The 16,021-nt window shown below is 40.1% G+C and carries 16 protein-coding genes and 2 tRNA genes; 11 read left to right on the top strand and 7 right to left on the bottom strand.

Annotated elements, in window-relative coordinates; genetic code table 11:
* Nucleotides 1-97: 97 nt before the first annotated feature.
* The 5 genes from IPH84_06960 to IPH84_06940 all read left to right on the top strand — a co-directional run bounded on the left by IPH84_06960 (nucleotide 98) and on the right by IPH84_06940 (nucleotide 4,270).
* The gene (locus tag IPH84_06960; protein ID MBK7172960.1) at nucleotides 98-517 is read left to right on the top strand and encodes a DUF2384 domain-containing protein; all 420 of its coding nucleotides are present in this window, start codon (nucleotides 98-100) and stop codon (nucleotides 515-517) included.
* On the top strand, nucleotides 514-975 hold the full coding sequence (locus tag IPH84_06955; GenBank protein MBK7172959.1) for an RES family NAD+ phosphorylase: 462 nt from the start codon (nucleotides 514-516) through the stop codon (nucleotides 973-975). Before IPH84_06960 ends, IPH84_06955 begins: the two co-directional genes overlap by 4 nt.
* Before the next feature lie 30 nt (nucleotides 976-1,005).
* On the top strand, nucleotides 1,006-1,509 hold the full coding sequence (locus IPH84_06950; protein MBK7172958.1) for a GNAT family N-acetyltransferase: 504 nt from the start codon (nucleotides 1,006-1,008) through the stop codon (nucleotides 1,507-1,509).
* Nucleotides 1,510-1,585: 76 nt separating this feature from the next.
* A complete protein-coding gene (locus IPH84_06945) occupies nucleotides 1,586-2,212 on the top strand; it encodes a hypothetical protein (protein ID MBK7172957.1) in 627 nt (208 codons plus the stop codon).
* A gap of 300 nt (nucleotides 2,213-2,512) precedes the next feature.
* Nucleotides 2,513-4,270, top strand: a complete 1,758-nt coding sequence (locus IPH84_06940; GenBank protein ID MBK7172956.1) for a T9SS type A sorting domain-containing protein — start codon at nucleotides 2,513-2,515, stop codon at nucleotides 4,268-4,270.
* 62 nt (nucleotides 4,271-4,332) lie between these two features.
* Here IPH84_06940 and IPH84_06935 read toward each other — a convergent pair.
* Together IPH84_06935 and IPH84_06930 are read right to left on the bottom strand one after the other, a co-directional pair.
* Nucleotides 4,333-4,416 (bottom strand) — tRNA-Leu (locus IPH84_06935).
* Nucleotides 4,417-4,434: 18 nt separating this feature from the next.
* A tRNA-Leu gene (locus tag IPH84_06930) sits at nucleotides 4,435-4,518 on the bottom strand.
* Nucleotides 4,519-4,714: 196 nt separating this feature from the next.
* On the opposite strand from IPH84_06930, the gene IPH84_06925 reads away from it, so the two are divergent.
* Nucleotides 4,715-6,280, top strand: a complete 1,566-nt coding sequence (locus IPH84_06925) for a DUF4301 family protein (protein MBK7172955.1) — start codon at nucleotides 4,715-4,717, stop codon at nucleotides 6,278-6,280.
* On the opposite strand, the gene pdxH is transcribed toward IPH84_06925, so the two are convergent.
* Entirely contained in the window at nucleotides 6,281-6,916 is a 636-nt protein-coding gene (gene pdxH / locus IPH84_06920; GenBank protein MBK7172954.1) for a pyridoxamine 5'-phosphate oxidase, read from the bottom strand.
* Between the two features lie 138 nt (nucleotides 6,917-7,054).
* Between pdxH and IPH84_06915 the strand changes: the two genes are divergently transcribed.
* From IPH84_06915 to IPH84_06900, 4 genes are all read left to right on the top strand, one after another.
* Nucleotides 7,055-7,687, top strand: coding sequence for a DUF1684 domain-containing protein (locus IPH84_06915; protein MBK7172953.1), 633 nt, complete (start codon nucleotides 7,055-7,057; stop codon nucleotides 7,685-7,687).
* A 22-nt stretch (nucleotides 7,688-7,709) separates the two neighbouring features.
* Nucleotides 7,710-9,512 (top strand): hypothetical protein, encoded by a 1,803-nt coding sequence (locus IPH84_06910; GenBank protein MBK7172952.1) that lies wholly within the window; start codon nucleotides 7,710-7,712, stop codon nucleotides 9,510-9,512.
* Nucleotides 9,513-9,606: 94 nt separating this feature from the next.
* Entirely contained in the window at nucleotides 9,607-11,022 is a 1,416-nt protein-coding gene (locus IPH84_06905) for a DUF5106 domain-containing protein (GenBank protein MBK7172951.1), read from the top strand.
* A gap of 220 nt (nucleotides 11,023-11,242) precedes the next feature.
* The gene (locus IPH84_06900; protein MBK7172950.1) at nucleotides 11,243-12,001 is read left to right on the top strand and encodes a hypothetical protein; all 759 of its coding nucleotides are present in this window, start codon (nucleotides 11,243-11,245) and stop codon (nucleotides 11,999-12,001) included.
* A 203-nt stretch (nucleotides 12,002-12,204) separates the two neighbouring features.
* Here the strand turns inward: IPH84_06900 and rplT are convergent, their stop codons facing one another.
* The 4 genes from rplT to thrS form a co-directional block, all read right to left on the bottom strand.
* Nucleotides 12,205-12,549, bottom strand: a complete 345-nt coding sequence (gene rplT, locus IPH84_06895; protein ID MBK7172949.1) for a 50S ribosomal protein L20 — start codon at nucleotides 12,547-12,549, stop codon at nucleotides 12,205-12,207.
* Nucleotides 12,550-12,632: 83 nt separating this feature from the next.
* Nucleotides 12,633-12,827 (bottom strand): 50S ribosomal protein L35, encoded by a 195-nt coding sequence (rpmI, locus tag IPH84_06890; protein MBK7172948.1) that lies wholly within the window; start codon nucleotides 12,825-12,827, stop codon nucleotides 12,633-12,635.
* An 80-nt stretch (nucleotides 12,828-12,907) separates the two neighbouring features.
* The gene (locus IPH84_06885; GenBank protein ID MBK7172947.1) at nucleotides 12,908-13,465 is read right to left on the bottom strand and encodes a translation initiation factor IF-3; all 558 of its coding nucleotides are present in this window, start codon (nucleotides 13,463-13,465) and stop codon (nucleotides 12,908-12,910) included.
* Between the two features lie 74 nt (nucleotides 13,466-13,539).
* Complete coding sequence (gene thrS / locus IPH84_06880; GenBank protein MBK7172946.1) at nucleotides 13,540-15,474, bottom strand: threonine--tRNA ligase; 1,935 nt, start codon at nucleotides 15,472-15,474, stop codon at nucleotides 13,540-13,542.
* A gap of 166 nt (nucleotides 15,475-15,640) precedes the next feature.
* On the opposite strand from thrS, the gene IPH84_06875 reads away from it, so the two are divergent.
* Entirely contained in the window at nucleotides 15,641-15,847 is a 207-nt protein-coding gene (locus IPH84_06875; protein MBK7172945.1) for a hypothetical protein, read from the top strand.
* Nucleotides 15,848-16,021: the final 174 nt, after the last annotated feature.

Below are 16,021 nucleotides of genomic sequence, written 5' to 3'. Positions count from 1 at the left end.
CTGGTGGAGTTTCTCTTAAGATTGTTAATAAAAAATGCCATTTGTCGTATTATTATCGCCATTTTACATTACCTTTGTGATATAAAAGAAAAATGCAATGGATATACTGGAACCGATGGTAGCCTACATTACAGCTGATGACAATCACACCCTTCGAATGATTGACCTTGCACGCCAGGGGGTAAATTTTGAAGCATTTGACAGTTTTGCAGCACGTTGTGATTTTTCAATCAGGGAATGGTCGGAGTATTTACATATTTCGGAAAGAACTATGCAGAGATATAAGTCAGAAAATAAAGCATTTGAACCCTTACAGTCGGAGAAAATCCTGGAAATTGCGCTTTTGTTTTACAAGGGCATTGAAGTTTTCGGGGGTGATGAAAAGTTTACAACCTGGTTAGGGATGAATAATATTGCCCTTGGGAATATCAAGCCTAAATCATTATTGGATAGCAGCTTTGGCATCAGCCTCTTGAACGATGAGCTATCCAGAATATCTTATGGGGTTCTGGCATGATTGTATTCCGACTCAGTAGGGCCAGGTATGCTTCTGACCTGAGTGGAAAAGGGGCGGAACTTTCCGGTGGAAGGTGGAATAGTAAAGGCACTCCCATGCTTTATTGCAGCGAATCCAGGGCTTTATGTACGGTAGAAATTGCCGTACATTTACCTTTAAACCTCATTCCTGCTGATTATAAGCTTATCAGTATGGAAATTCCTGATCATTTAAAGCTACTTACTCTTCTTCCGAAAGACCTGCCATCCGGATGGAACTCCATCCCTCCCATTGCCGCTACAATGGACGCAGGAGATAAATTTATTAATGCAGGTAGATTTGTCGGGATGAGGGTTCCATCAGCCATAATTAAGGATGAGTTTAATATGCTGTTCAATCCAAGACATAAGGATTTCAGGTTATTGACAATTACTTTAATAGATCCGTTCGACTTCGATAAGAGGTTATTCAAATATTAACCATTTTTTACTTCTAAAATTAAAGCTCAAATGATTGAAACTGAAAGGCTCATCATAAAACCGCTTTCCTTTGAGCAGTTGATGCAATATGCAGCTTGTGATCAGTCCCTGGAAAAATCACTGGGTGTCGAACAATCTTCAAGAACTATATCAGAAGAACTTAAAGAAGCACTGGAACAGACTATCCTTCCTGCTGTAGCTGATGGCAGCAAAAATTACTTATTCAACACTCTCTGGACGGCCATTTCAAAAACCGGGAATTGTATGGTGGGAGACCTTTGCATAATGGGAGAGCCGGATGAAAAAGGTGAAATTGAGATTGGATATGGGATATATGAAGAATTTCAGAAACAGGGATTCATGACTGAAATGGTAGGTGGAATTATAAAGTGGGCAGAATCACAACCAATCGTAAGGTGTATAAAGGCCTCGACAAATAAAACCAACATAGCATCATACAGAGTACTGGAAAAGAATAGATTCATTAAATGTGGAGAATCCGGTGAGCTCTTTCATTGGACCCTAACATTATAAATATCACCTGTTATAAGACAATGCAGAGGTTTATTGGTTATACCTATCATTGTCACATTTCATTAAAACAGCAATTATGTCGATCAGGAGATTAAACAGCATATCACTTTTCATGGCATTTTCCTTTCTCATTGGTTTAACAGCCTGCCAACAAAGCCCGAAAGGCAATCCTGACTCTTCTGAAAATTCTACCGATGCTGAAATCTATGAGGCTGTGCTGATTCATTGTGCTGAAGCGGATTCATCAATAGCCCTTGCCGAAGGCAAAATAGTGTTCGAAGAGGGTCCTGTGAAGAAGCTGCTACTGCTCGATTCAACCCTGGTAGTTCCCACGGATAAACTCAAAGCTTTGGAATCCATGGTTCATGACAGTACGCTCCTAACGGACTTTTATAAACAAAGCCAGGTTAAATCAGAAATGAATGAAGGTTGGAGCAAGCAAGTACAACTCAGGAAATTCCCCAGGCAGACATTTGACAGGTTTCTGCAACTGAACCTGGGGAATGGATTTATGGAGCTGTATAAAAAATTTCCAGGAATTTCAGGGATCGTAGAGTTTTCTAAAGTAGGATATAATTCAGCCAAAGATCAGGCTTTGGTTGAAATATGCTATTACAAATCTCCAGAAGAGTCATTTTCCGTTTTTTATGTATTGAAAAAAGCAAAAAACAAATGGCTGATCTTTGACAAGCAGATAGATTGAAGAATTGAATAATTGTTACAATAGACAAAGTTATTTTGATCTTTCAGTCAAGGATTACCAAAGCATAATTGTCTGAAACGAAAGGAAGTAAAGGAATTTTAGCATATTGATAAATGTTTCAGTTCAATCATAAACATATTAAGTTTGCATTTATACTAATATTAAATTTATATCAATTCAATATAGATATAGCATATGAATAAGTCATATATTTGTTAATTATATCATTCCAATTAATAAGACTAATTCATTGTATATGAAACATATATATATATATATATATATATCACCATCTATTTCTTGCTAATTTGTATTAAATCATATAATCAGGAAGTAATTCAAAACTTAGAAATCAATGATAGTACTTCTATCACCTTTGCAAAAGAATACAGAGGAGATGGGTCAATTGTAAAAGAAATCAGACCTTACGACTACCAATTGATTCCAAGGAATTCACAAAACATTGGGTTTGTAAATATTTCCGGAACAATCACTGCACAACTATTATACATCAGAGTAATGAAAATTGATTTCTCAGGTGACAGTTCGCAATATTCAAATTATATTCTTGCACCTTATTTAAAGAGGTTTTCACTAATTATACCAATAGTATCGGAATTAAGCGAATACTCATTCAGTTACTCCTTAAATTCTTACAGCTGGAAACCTATCGCAAATCATGTTGTTTGTGGAGATGTTTATCTAATTAGCGGACAGTCAAATGCAATCACATCTGATCTGGACTCACTTGAAGTTGATTATCTAACAAATAAATATGGTTCCCAGACTGCTTACGGAAAATTCAGCCGAACTTATGGTGACATGTGGAGACATAGGGGTCCATGGCATGTCTCAGAAGTAACAGGAACTTTTCAACTTCCAAATTTTTCGGTTGGAGCATGGGGGCTGGCACTTCAATATAATATCAGTAAACAATTTGGAACTCCGACCTGCATTATTAATGGAGCTATCGGTGGAACAAATATCGAACAGCATTTGCCTCCCGTCAACGGACCATTTTTTTATCATGATTCAATGCCTAATGATAAACACTTTTTCAGACATTTGAATACCAGGGTTTATGAAGCTGGAGTATCAGATAATATAAAAGGCATACTTTGGTACCAAGGCGATGGAGGTCAGGATGGACCTTTACCAGGTGAATATATTAACAGGTTTAAGCCTCTTTATGAATTGTGGCAACAATACTTTCCAAATTTCGGACATTTCTATGTCATACAAGTACATTCATTTTCTTATTATAACCTTCCCCTCGCATATACAAGTGAAGACCAACGAATAATGCCTACTTTGTTTAACAATTGTCGGGTTATGGCTTCAAACAGTATTGGACCACATAAACCTGGATCTAACCATCAGATTCACTTTCAAGCTTCAAGTTATGTTGAACTTGCACAGAGACTTGAAGGTTTGTTGGGAGCAGAAGTCTACAACTCACCAATTGTTGATTTTGAAGCTCCGGATATTAATTATGCTTGTAAACACAATGATACTATATGGTTACAGTTCACACAGAATATCAGCGAGATATATTCGGATGACCTTGACTCAATTACAAGTGCTTTCAGATTCGATAAAGACTCAGTTGAGATTTCACTGCCACTGATTTATGGCAAAACATTTATGTTCAAGGTTTCAGATACTACAATACAGTCAGTAAGTTATTTAGGTATTTTACCCGGACATGACCCTGATTTTAAATGTTATCTAAAAAATCAGAACAATATTGCTGCCTTGTCTTTCAATAATTTTCCGATATCAACAAGTCTGTTAGAAATAGATGAATATTCTGTAAAAAATGAAATCGAAATCTTTCCAAACCCTGCTGACAAATATTTTGTAATAAGGACTAAAAATAGTTCTTCACTAATTTTGCGAATTTATAACGCTACATCACAATTAATTCTTTCTAAAGAGATTATGCAAAACGAAACAATAGATTGCAACTACCTCAACAACGGATTTTATATAATACAATTAATTGACAAAAAGTTGCCCTTAGAATCCAAAACCTTTAAACTTCTTATTAATCATTAGTCCTGGAATAATGGAATACAGCATAAAAAAAGAGGCCTCCCCAAAAGAAAGCCTCTTTTTTGTGCCCAGAACAGGACTCGAACCTGCACAGCCGCAAAGCCACTGGTCCCTGAAACCAGCGTGTCTACCAATTTCACCATCTGGGCAGATGGTAATTTTGTAAGTGCCCAGGACAAGACTCGAACTTGCACATCCGTAAGGACACCAGCCCCTCAAGCTGGCGTGTCTACCAATTTCACCACCTGGGCAGGGGGTATCAGGCGGTTTTCACCACCTGGGCAAAGCGGGTGCAAAGATAGTATTTTTTAGAAATTCACAAATGATCTGACAAAATAAATCTGATACATCAAACCCATTCAACAAACTATTGTTGATTAAATTGAAAGGAATGCAAAGGGTTTCTTAGCGCAAAAACACTATTTTTGTTCAATACACTTCCATCTTATGATTTCATCCATCTTTTCGAAAGACGACCTGAAACAGATCGCTGCCAAAGGCATTGACCCTAAAGTTATTGAAGCCCAGATAGATAACTTCCGCAGGGGCTTCCCATTTATTAATCTTGACAGGCCTGCTATCGTTGGTGATGGCATCAAAACCTTCAACCTGAGGGATGCAAAGAAACTATCCTATTACTACGATTCCAACAGCAAGAAATATGAAGTATTGAAATTTGTTCCGGCATCCGGTGCAGCCAGCCGAATGTTCAAAGACCTTTTCGAGTTTATTGATACCTATACCGGAAGTGAAGCTGATATCGAAAAGTTAAACTCTGACAAAAAACTCACTCCTGTCAGAACCTTCATATCAAGGATCAGGGATTTTGCTTTCTATAGCGACCTGCAGAAAGTATTAAGAAAGGAAGGCTTTGACCTGGAAGAATGCCTGCAGAAACATGATTATAAAACCATTATTGAATATCTGCTTACAAAAAAAGGGCTGAACTATGCCAGTCAGCCCAAAGGAGTGTTACAGTTCCATAAATATGAGAATGAGTCCCGGATGTCAATTGAAGAACACCTGGTTGAGGGAGCTAACTATTGTAAGGATAAAGAAGGCAGGGCAGCCATACATTTCACAGTATCTCCCGAACATGCCGATACCTTCCTGGAAGAGATCAACCGCATCAAGGATAAGTATGAGGAGCTGTTTGATGTCACCTATGAGCTCACCTTTTCATTGCAAAAAGCATCCACCGATACCATTGCAGTAGATCTAAAGGACAAACCATTCCGCGAAACAGATGGCAGCCTGGTTTTCAGGCCTGGAGGGCATGGGGCACTTATTGAGAATCTCAACGACAGGGAAAGTGAAATCATTTTCATCAAGAATATTGATAATGTAGTCCCTGACAGGATGAAACCTGACACATTCCTTTATAAGAAAGTTCTGGGGGGATACCTCTTTGAATTACAGGATATGGTGATTGAACATATCGAAACACTTGAAGACCGTCCCGATGATGAAGACATCCGTACCATTCTAAGGTTTATCAAATCGAAGCTGGGATTTATTGTCGATCCTGATTTCAATACTTTCAGGAGGGAAGATAAGATCGAATACCTGATTCGAAAGTTAAACAGGCCAATCAGGGTCTGTGGTATGGTTAAAAATGAAGGGGAGCCCGGTGGCGGGCCATTCTGGGTCAAAGAACATAGTGGAGAAATCAGTCTGCAGATTGTGGAATCATCTCAAATCAATATGGATGATGAAGTGCAGAAAAGCATTTTCAGTAAATCTACTCATTTTAACCCGGTAGATATTGTTTGTGCAGTCCGTGATTATAAAGGGCACAATTTTGATCTCAGGAAATACATTAATCCTGAAACAGGGTTCATTTCAACTAAGTCGAAAGATGGAAAAAGTCTGAAAGCCCAAGAACTACCCGGCTTATGGAATGGTGCAATGGCCGATTGGATCACTGTATTTGTTGAAGTACCGATTAGTACATTCAACCCTGTGAAGACCATCAATGACTTACTAAGAGCAGAACATCAGCAGCAAGGGTAATCAGGGTGCCAGCCTTGTCCTTTTCCAGTTAAAGCCTTCCCTTTCGTACTGAATTCTGTCGTGAAGCCGGTTTTTTCTGCCCTGCCAGAATTCGATGAGTCGTGGATCCAACCTGTAACCACCCCAGTTCTGCGGACGGTCGAATCTACCATCTGCATGTGAAAGCATAAAATCATTATGCATAGCTTCGAGCTGTTCTCTTGAACCTACTATTTCACTTTGAGGAGAAACAGCAGCACTTACCCGGCTTTCCAGCGGCCTGGAATAAAAATAATCATCAGATAATTCTTCTTCTGTTGTATGCACAATGCCCTCTATCCGAACTTGTCGTTCCAACTCAGGCCAAAAGAATAACAAGGATGCATGGGGATTGCTATCAAGTTGTTTCCCTTTACGACTTTCATAATTGGTAAAAAATACAAATCCCCGTTCGTCAAAACCTTTCAATAAAACGACCCTGGAAGAAGGATAGCCATTTTCTGCTACCGTAGAAAGCACCATTGCATTGGCCTCAAAAGCACTGGACTGAATAGCCTGTCCAAGCCATTCAGCAAACCATTCAACGGGTTGGTCAGGGAGATCCCTGTCGTGAATAGACCCTTTTCCATAATTCACTCTCAAATCCTGCAATTCCATAGAACTATTATTATTTAGGTTATAACATTTGAAACCTAATTTGGTTTTGAAAATCGTTTGTATAGCGTGAACCGCTGTTTTTGTTACCTTCGTAATCTGAAAATGATCTGCACTGAACCTTGATTTACAACACAATCCATGATTCAACTCCGAATTCCTGCCCTGATCCTTTTAGCTGTCCTGATATTTAATTTTGCATTTAGTCAAAAAAGTGCAGAAAATCTATCTTTATCTTATGAGCAGTCCATATTGAAGGAGAGAGCTGATAAAGATGAAGAGATGAGAACTGATGAGAAGTCTCCTTTACCTGAAGAAGCTAAAAAGGATTTTACCGGATTGCACTATTTTGTACCGGATGAGAAGTTCAAAGTAATCGCAACGCTGGAGCGATTTGACAATCCGTTTCATTTCAAAATGAAGACTACTACAGAAAGACTACCGGAATATGCTACTTTTGGCAGAATTAACTTTCAATTCAATGATACTTCTTATCAACTCTTTGTCTATCAAAATATTGAACTAATGAAGAAACCCGGGTTTGAGAAATATCTTTTCATCCCCTTTAATGATCTCACCAATGGAGAAAGCAGCTATGGAGGAGGGCGTTTCATGGATGCCGGCATCCCTGATGGTGATACCCTGACAATTGATTTCAATAAGGCCTACAATCCATACTGTGCATACAATTCAAAGTATTCATGCCCTATACCTCCAAAAGAAAATAACCTGGAAATAAGGGTGGAAGCAGGAGAGAAAAAGTGGCACGATTGACAGAAACATTAATTCAAGAAACTTGAGCCTCGACGAAACCCGCATCACTTTAAGAAAATTCCTGCGACGGCCCAAATACAGGTATATGGCTGTTAACAGGCTTGTACCTCATGCTCCATGGTTCATCCTGATGGCATTATCCATTATTTTGTACAAGGAGAGGATTTTTGCAGATTCCGGTTTCTATGTAGCCCAATTCATTAATAATCGTTTCTTCTGGATTGAATGTCAGCGCATCGTACTAGCCATTTCACAGGTCCTCCCCTTATCGGCAGTATGGATAGGACTTGAATTGAAATACGTGCTGATCCTCTATTCGGTGAGTCATGTCCTATTCTTCTATCTACTTTTTCTCTTTGTTTATTATATCCTTCGCGACCGCCGTTCAGGATTGCTGATCATTCTCACTCAAACTGTGGGTATCACTTTCAGCTTTTTCACTCCAATGTTTGAGCTGTACTATGGTGTGCCATTACTTATCACTTTTTATGCTATCTGGCGGCTAAATATCAGGGCATCTCTGGTCATGTTAATTCTGATGATCCTTGAAGTCCTTATTCTGTTAAGCCACCCGCTTTCATTTATGCTTTTCCCATTCTTACTGCTTTACGATTTCCGCAGCAGTAAGCCCCGACGTTGGACTGTTTATGCAATGCTTCTGCTGGTAATGGCAGGGGTGATTGTCCTGAAAGCCTATACGATGTGCCCTTATGAAGTGGGAAAGCTCTCCTGGCAACTGGATTTTCTGAACAATCCTAAGATTCAGCAACTACTGGAACCTTCTTTTTACCTTGGATTACTTCGGTTCTTCATTTTCAATTACCCGGAAGTGCTGATTGCCTTGATCATTGTTATCTCCATGTTTAGCTATCGCAGAGATTGGTTCAGGTTACTGTTGGTTACCGGCACTTTTATGGCCTATCTTTTCCTGGTATGTTCCGTTTATTCCCTCGATCGTTCAAGGTATATGGAACAGGTATTATTTCCTTTCGTCCCCCTGGTATTTATCCCCCTGATTTATGGGTTTCCCAAGGAACCCAGACCAGGGCTGCAAAACATTTCCATATTGCTGATCTCAGGACTAATCGCTTACCGGCTTTTTATGATTTATAATGGAAGCAGCCTCTTTGTTGCTCGTGTCAACCAAATGGAACACCTCATTGAATCGGCCAGGCAAAAAGGCGGCAGTAAATTCATTGTTTCAGAATCCAATATTGATAAGGGTTACACACAGCTGAACTGGTCTTATCCCTTGGAAACCATGATGCTAAGTTCATTAAAGGGCAGTGATCTTACAGTTACCATTGTGCCAAAAGAGGATTATTATTATGAAGGCAACGATAGAAAGATGGGACCAAAGGATTTCCTTTTCAGGCGATGGGAAATCAAGGACCATGATTGGTTGAACCCTACTTATTTCCACCTGGATCCCGGAGCTTACAGAATGTTGAACGATAGCACCCCTAACCAGGACCTTGAATATATAAGCAGGAACCTTCGTATCAATGTGAATGCCAGAGGATTTTATCAATCGCTGGATACTGTTTGGGTTGAGGTTAGGATCGTCAATCGGGGAAATGAACCACTAAGGGCAGGAAATGGAGAAGATATCTTCCTTTCTTACTTCTGGATGAAGGGTAACGACTATCTCGACTGGAATGGCATACTGACACCTATTGAAACCGATGTTGTAAAGGCATTAAGCCAGGATGTCAGGGTAGCTATTCCGAAAACCAAGGGAAGGTTACAATTGAAAGTGGACATAGTGACAAAAGACAGGAAATGGTTCGGTATAAATGCCCAGGATGAGGTTTTGGTATATTAATTGCGTAGACCATCTGACAATAAAAAAGACGAAATAAACCATGCATAATTTAGCAAATAGATTTGGCTGGACACTAATAATGGTTGTCTTCTGCATGCTACTGTTCACCACTCTGAAAGTATATGCAGCACCAAAAGGATATAAGATTACCGTTAAGCTTTCGGAAAGTAAGGATACTGCTTTATATCTCGCCCATTATTATGGCAGCAAGCAATACCTCGACGATACTGCTTTTGTGAATAAACAGGGTTTGTTTGAATTCTCCGGGGATGAAAAGTTGCAGGAAGGGATGTATATCATTGCAGGACAGGCTAAAAGCAGGTATTTTGATTTCTTCCTTACCGGTAACCAGGTGATGGAATTCAGCTGTAAACCTACGGATGTTGTCAATACCATGGTGGTTAAGGGCTCGGATGAGAACAAACAGTTCTATCAGTATATTAGCTTTATTGCTGCCCGGCAAAAAGAGATTGAGCCCTGGAATAACTGGAAACTAAAAAATAAAGGCAATTCAGATTCCCTTATGATAGTCCAGGCTAAAATTGATGCCATCGATGCAGAAGCCAAGAATTTCATCAGGAATTATTATACCACCTTTCCCGACCACCTGGCTTCAAGATTTGTTAAAGCCAACAATGAACCTGACATCAGGCCATTTATTACAGACGCCACTGGCAAAGTAGATTCAACACGGATTTTTCCTGTTTATAAAGAGCATTATTTTGACAACTTCGAATTCAGGGATGCCCGTTTAGTTTATACTCCTGTATTCACTTCCAAGATGGATACTTACCTGGATAAATTGGTGGTTCCAACCCTGGATTCACTGCAAAAGGATATTGACCGGCTTTTCCAGCTTGCATCTGTTAACCCGGAAACACAGAAATATCTTGCATGGTATCTATCCCTGAAGTATGAGACTTCTGAGATTATGGGACATGATGCTTTATTTGTTTATGTAGTGAGAAATTACCTTGAAAACGGGAAAGTGGAATGGCAGTACCCAACGGTGAAGGATAATATTATCAAGCGGGTAAATACACTGGAGCCTTTATTGCTGAATAAGTCTGCACCTGAAATGATCATGCTGGATACCAGCAATATAGCTCATTCTCTTTATGCAACTAAAGCCAAATACACCTTGGTATTTTTCTGGGAGAGTACATGCGGACATTGTCAGAAAGAAATGCCTAAGGTTATCACCTTTTATGAAGAATTTAAGCGGCTTTATAACCTTGAAATCTTTGGCGTAAGCGGTGATACATCACTGGTTAAATGGAAGGAATACATTATTAAGAACAAGATGCCCTGGATCAATGTGAATGGCCATCTCAGTCTGAAAGGCAACTACCATACCCTGTATGATATCAATAGCACACCAGTAATGTATCTTCTGGATGAAAACAAGAAGATCCTGACAAAGAAATTGTTGGTTGATCAACTTTCAGATTTCATCAGAAAGCGTGAGGAAGCGCTTTTACGTGAATTACCCAAGGAGAAAAGCAAATAGAATCTTTCCTCATTATCGGCATATTACTGGCTGAATATCAATTTTTTAAAGAGACATTACAGCAAACCTGTTAGATATATTAGATTACCTGTATTGTGACTGTTCATCTTCTGAAAAGACTATTCTGTCATTCCAAAATACCCGTTCAGCTATCAATTATTGCATCCTGAGGGATAGGAAGTTAAATTTGATGAAATTAGAATTCCAAATCTGACTAATCATGAAAACAGCTAGCATAATACTACTGATCTCAATGGCAGTATTGAGCTCTTGTAAGAAAGAAGTCGAACAGGAAGATCAAAACCGGAATATTTCAAGTATTTCAGCGCTACCTGTGAAAGTTACTGATTTTATAAGCAGTAACTACCCTTCCCTATCAATTTCAGGTGTTGTATACCATAAGAATGAAGTACCTGCATATAACATCACTCTGAGAGACGCACAACAATTAACATTTGATGCTGCCGGCAATTTCACCGGACATCGACCCATCTTTTTCTCGCAATCCACGAACAATTCTATAGACGCTAAATATACATTTTCAGGTGATCCGGCAGAATTTGCACCCAGTATGATCCGGGCTGTTGAGTTTTTGCCAATGAATATTGGACAATATGTTCAGGAAACTTTTCCCGATTATCATTTACTCGGTGCTGGTATCCAGAACACCTGTTCCATGGGAAATGTATACATCCTATTGATGGAAATGGATAAAGCCAATCATATGGAGTTACTGTTTTCACTCAGTGGTGATTACCTTGGAAGAGCCAATCAGGTTCCCTATGAATTGGCTCCGAAGCATGTGACTGACCTGATCTTAGCTGCATTTAAGGGATTTTCTCCCGGCAAGGCATATATTGAAATTAACCTGGAAGGTGGAGAGACCCTTTTTGCACTATTTCTCTCCAATAGCAAAACAGATCTTATTGTATTCATCAATCCGGATGGGTCATTGATCTGTTACCAGGAATTCATTTAAGCTCAGGCCGAATCATTATGCTTCTCTTTCTTTAAAAGGGTTTCATTACACTTTGAATAAATTTATGTGTGATAGGATTGATAGATTAAAACCTGGTTCAGCCTTGACCAGGATATTCCTGATTTACAAATGCTTTTATTAAGATAATGATAAAAGGCCATCAGTCGAATGACTGATGGCCTTTTACAAATATGGAATCCGGACTACTTCACCAGATCCACGATAGCCTTGAAAGCTTCAGGGTTATTCATGGCAAGGTCAGCGAGAACTTTACGATCCAGCTGAATATCCCTTTGATGAAGTTTTCCCATGAATACGGAGTACGACATGCCGAATTCCCTAACACCGGCATTAATACGAACGATCCATAAGGAACGGAAATTGCGCTTTTTGGTTCTTCTGTCACGGTATGCATATTGTCCGCCTTTTTCATATGCATTTTTAGCGACCGTCCAGACATTTTTACGCCTTCCAAACTGACCCTTTACCTGTTTCAGGATTTTTTTCCTGCGGGCCCTTGATGCAACAGAATTTACTGATCTTGGCATAGTTTTCTACTTTTTTTTACTTCAGCGTCCCAATAAAAATCGGGAACTTTAGGGGCTGAAAGTAAGGTTAAACATTCAATTGTTTAGCATTGGAGCATATCTCTTACAGCTTTCACATCGGCCTTATCAACGATGGCAGAGTAACCGAGGTTACGTTTGCGTTTGGTTGACTTTTTGGTCAGAATGTGACTCTTGTAAGCATGTCTCCTTTTCAGTTTACCGGTGCCCGTGGTAGTGAACCTTTTCTTGGCACTGGCTTTACTCTTCATTTTAGGCATGTTACGATTTGATTTATGTTTGTGATAATTTGGGAATTTCTAATGTTAAAAAGCAAACATCAAAATTTGCTAACTTCAACTTACTTTTTAGGTGATAAGATCATAATCATTCTTTTCCCTTCGAGTAATGGCATTTTCTCAACTTTGGCAAATTCCATCAATTCCTGTGCAAATTTCAGGAGGATAATTTCACCCTGATCTTTATAGACAATTGATCTGCCTCGGAAGAATACTTCTACTTTAACCTTGGCACCTTCTTTCAGAAAGTTCATCGCATGTTTCAACTTAAAGTTAAAATCATGGTCATCGGTCTGGGGACCCAGCCTGATTTCCTTAACGATAATTTTAGCCGTTTTTGCCTTGATCTCCTTCTGCTTTTTCTTTAATTCATAAAGGAACTTCTTGTAATCAATCACCTTGCAAACAGGTGGATTGGCAGTAGGGGAAATTTCAACCAGGTCAAGTTCCAAAGCTTCTGCAATATTGAGGGCTTCCCTGATGTTATAGATACCAGGTGTGATATTCTCACCTACTACCCTAACTACAGGCGACTTGATTTTTTCATTGATCTTGTGAAGTTCCTCAACTTGTTTTCTGGGGAACCTCCGATCTGACGAACTGTTGTAAGGCGTTGCTATACGGTTACTCCTTTCTGTTTGTTAAAACTACTTTTATTACCTTGAGGCCATTGCCATCTGTTGGTTACAATAGATTAATCCAGTTGCTGCCTGATTTCTTCCTTCACCATATTGATAAAATCGATGGTGGAAAAAGTCCCCAGATCGCCCTGGCCATGCTTACGAACTGATACCGAATCACTCAATTCTTCCTTCTCCCCGACAATCAGCATAAACGGAATCTTCATTAATTCGGCATCCCGTATCTTCTTGCCGGTCTTCTCATTGCGTTCATCAATGAGGGCGCGAATTTCGGAATTTGAAAGGATATCTGCAACTTTTTTTGCATAATCCAGATATTTCTCACTAATTGGTAAGATTATCGCCTGTTCCGGGGTGAGCCAAAGGGGAAAATTACCTGCAGTATGCTCGAGAAGAACAGCCACAAAACGTTCCATTGAACCAAATGGAGCCCTGTGAATCATCACCGGACGATGTTTTTGGTTATCACTTCCTGTATATTCCAGTTCAAATCGTTCCGGAAGATTATAGTCGACCTGGATCGTCCCTAGCTGCCATTTACGGCCAAGGGCATCTTTCACCATGAAGTCAAGTTTTGGACCATAAAATGCGGCTTCGCCGATTTCAACAACAGTCTGGAGTCCTTTTTCAGCAGCAGCTTCAATAATGGCAGCCTCAGCCTTTACCCAATTCTCTTCACTACCGATATACTTTTCTTTATTTTCAGGATCCCTTAAAGAAACCTGGGCTGTATAGTTCTTAAAATCAAGTAGTTTGAAAATCTGAAGTACAATATCAATCACTGACTTAAACTCATCTTTAAGCTGGTCAGGGCGACAGAAGAGATGCGCATCATCCTGGGTAAACCCACGAACCCTTGTCAAACCATGCAACTCACCGCTTTGTTCATAACGATACACTGTACCAAATTCCGCAAAACGAACAGGTAAGTCCTTGTAAGATCTTGGTTTACTGTTATATATTTCGCAATGATGAGGGCAATTCATAGGTTTAAGCATGAATTGTTCCCCTTCAATTGGGGTATTTATAGGCTGGAAAGAGTCTTTCCCATATTTCTGGAAATGGCCTGAAGTCTTATATAATTCTACGTTACCGATATGAGGAGTAATAACCGGCAGATAGCCAGCCTTGCGCTGAATATTCTTCAGGAACTGTTCGAGACGTTCACGAAGTTGCGCCCCTTTTGGCAACCATAAAGGCAAACCTGAGCCCACTTTCTGCGAGAAAGTGAATAATTCCAGTTCCTTACCTAATTTCCTATGGTCGCGTTTCTTAGCTTCTTCAAGTAAAATGAGATATTCTTCGAGTTCTTTTTGCTTAGGAAAAGTAATTCCATATACCCTGGTAAGCTGTTTACGTTTCTCATCCCCTCTCCAGTAAGCACCTGCAATATTCAATAATTTAACGGCCTTAATAGGGCTGGTATCCGGAAGATGCGGGCCACGGCAAAGATCTGTGAAAGAACCGGATTCATAAAATGAGATTTCTCCATCGGGCAAATCAGCAATTAACTCCAGTTTATATTCATCATTCTTTTTTGTGAAAAATTCAAGTGCATCAGCTTTAGAAACATCACGACGCTGATAGGTTTGCTTTAGCCTGGCCAGTTCAAGCATTTTTGCTTCAATGGCAAGAAGATCTTCAGGTGTAATTGTACGATCACCGAAATCCATGTCATAATAAAATCCATTCTCAATATCCGGCCCAATCCCAAACTTCACACCCGGGTACAGTATCTCAATAGCTTCAGCCATCAGGTGAGCAGAAGAATGCCACATGGTTGCTTTTCCTTCAACGTCGTTCCAGGTAAGTAATTGCAGGCTAACATCGTTTGATATAGGGCGCAATGCATCCCATACTTTTCCATTTACTTTGGCAGCCAGTACATTACGCGCCAGGCCTTCACTAATACTTTGTGCCACCTGCATTGCAGTGGTTCCTTCGGGGTATTGCCTGACAGAATTATCAGGTAATGTGATGTTTATCATATACAAATGAATCGAAATTTGAGCCTGCGAAGGTATGAAAATATCTGGTACATCTTACTTCGTGGCAAAATAACAGTGCTGGGTGCTGAGTGCTGAGTGCTGTGTGCCCCGTAGGGGAGCCTTTGACTCTGAGTGGGGAGATCTTTAAATTCGGGGAGTGAAGAAAATGAAAAATGCAAAATGCAAAATGCAAAATGCAAAAATGCAAAAGCAAATTTCAAAATCCATCCGCCGGCTGGCGGACCAAAATCCAAAATCCACATTGAACTCAGGCACTCCGGCCTCCGGCCCCCGTTACCTGGCACGGCAAATGGCACGCCCGCCTGCCGGCAGCATGGATCCCGCCGGCCTGGCGGACTGCACATCACGCTGATTTACGAATTTATTTGTGTCATTGCACATCGGCACTCCGGGCCCCCCATGGACCTGGCACTCCGGCACTCCGGCACTCCGGCTCCGCCCCGGACCACATGGCACTCCGGCACCCGGCACATAGCACCCGGCACCCAGCACCCAGCACTCAGCACCCGGCACTCAGCACTCAGCA

Source organism: Bacteroidales bacterium (assembly GCA_016707785.1).
Lineage (GTDB): Bacteria > Bacteroidota > Bacteroidia > Bacteroidales > UBA4417 > UBA4417.
The sequence above is the reverse complement of the archived record's forward strand: the minus strand, read 5'-3'. Positions and strand labels throughout refer to the sequence as shown.

What these genes read in the sequence shown, in the direction of transcription:
- IPH84_06960 (MBK7172960.1), top strand. Translation starts at nt 98, where the DNA reads ATGGATATACTGGAACCGATGGTAGCCTACATTACAGCTGATGACAAT.
- IPH84_06955 (MBK7172959.1), top strand. Translation starts at nt 514, where the DNA reads ATGATTGTATTCCGACTCAGTAGGGCCAGGTATGCTTCTGACCTGAGT.
- IPH84_06950 (MBK7172958.1), top strand. Translation starts at nt 1,006, where the DNA reads ATGATTGAAACTGAAAGGCTCATCATAAAACCGCTTTCCTTTGAGCAG.
- IPH84_06945 (MBK7172957.1), top strand. Translation starts at nt 1,586, where the DNA reads ATGTCGATCAGGAGATTAAACAGCATATCACTTTTCATGGCATTTTCC.
- IPH84_06925 (MBK7172955.1), top strand. Translation starts at nt 4,715, where the DNA reads ATGATTTCATCCATCTTTTCGAAAGACGACCTGAAACAGATCGCTGCC.
- pdxH (MBK7172954.1), bottom strand. Translation starts at nt 6,916, where the DNA reads ATGGAATTGCAGGATTTGAGAGTGAATTATGGAAAAGGGTCTATTCAC.
- IPH84_06915 (MBK7172953.1), top strand. Translation starts at nt 7,055, where the DNA reads ATGATTCAACTCCGAATTCCTGCCCTGATCCTTTTAGCTGTCCTGATA.
- IPH84_06905 (MBK7172951.1), top strand. Translation starts at nt 9,607, where the DNA reads ATGCTACTGTTCACCACTCTGAAAGTATATGCAGCACCAAAAGGATAT.
- IPH84_06900 (MBK7172950.1), top strand. Translation starts at nt 11,243, where the DNA reads ATGAAAACAGCTAGCATAATACTACTGATCTCAATGGCAGTATTGAGC.
- rplT (MBK7172949.1), bottom strand. Translation starts at nt 12,549, where the DNA reads ATGCCAAGATCAGTAAATTCTGTTGCATCAAGGGCCCGCAGGAAAAAA.
- rpmI (MBK7172948.1), bottom strand. Translation starts at nt 12,827, where the DNA reads ATGCCTAAAATGAAGAGTAAAGCCAGTGCCAAGAAAAGGTTCACTACC.
- thrS (MBK7172946.1), bottom strand. Translation starts at nt 15,474, where the DNA reads ATGATAAACATCACATTACCTGATAATTCTGTCAGGCAATACCCCGAA.
- IPH84_06875 (MBK7172945.1), top strand. Translation starts at nt 15,641, where the DNA reads ATGAAAAATGCAAAATGCAAAATGCAAAATGCAAAAATGCAAAAGCAA.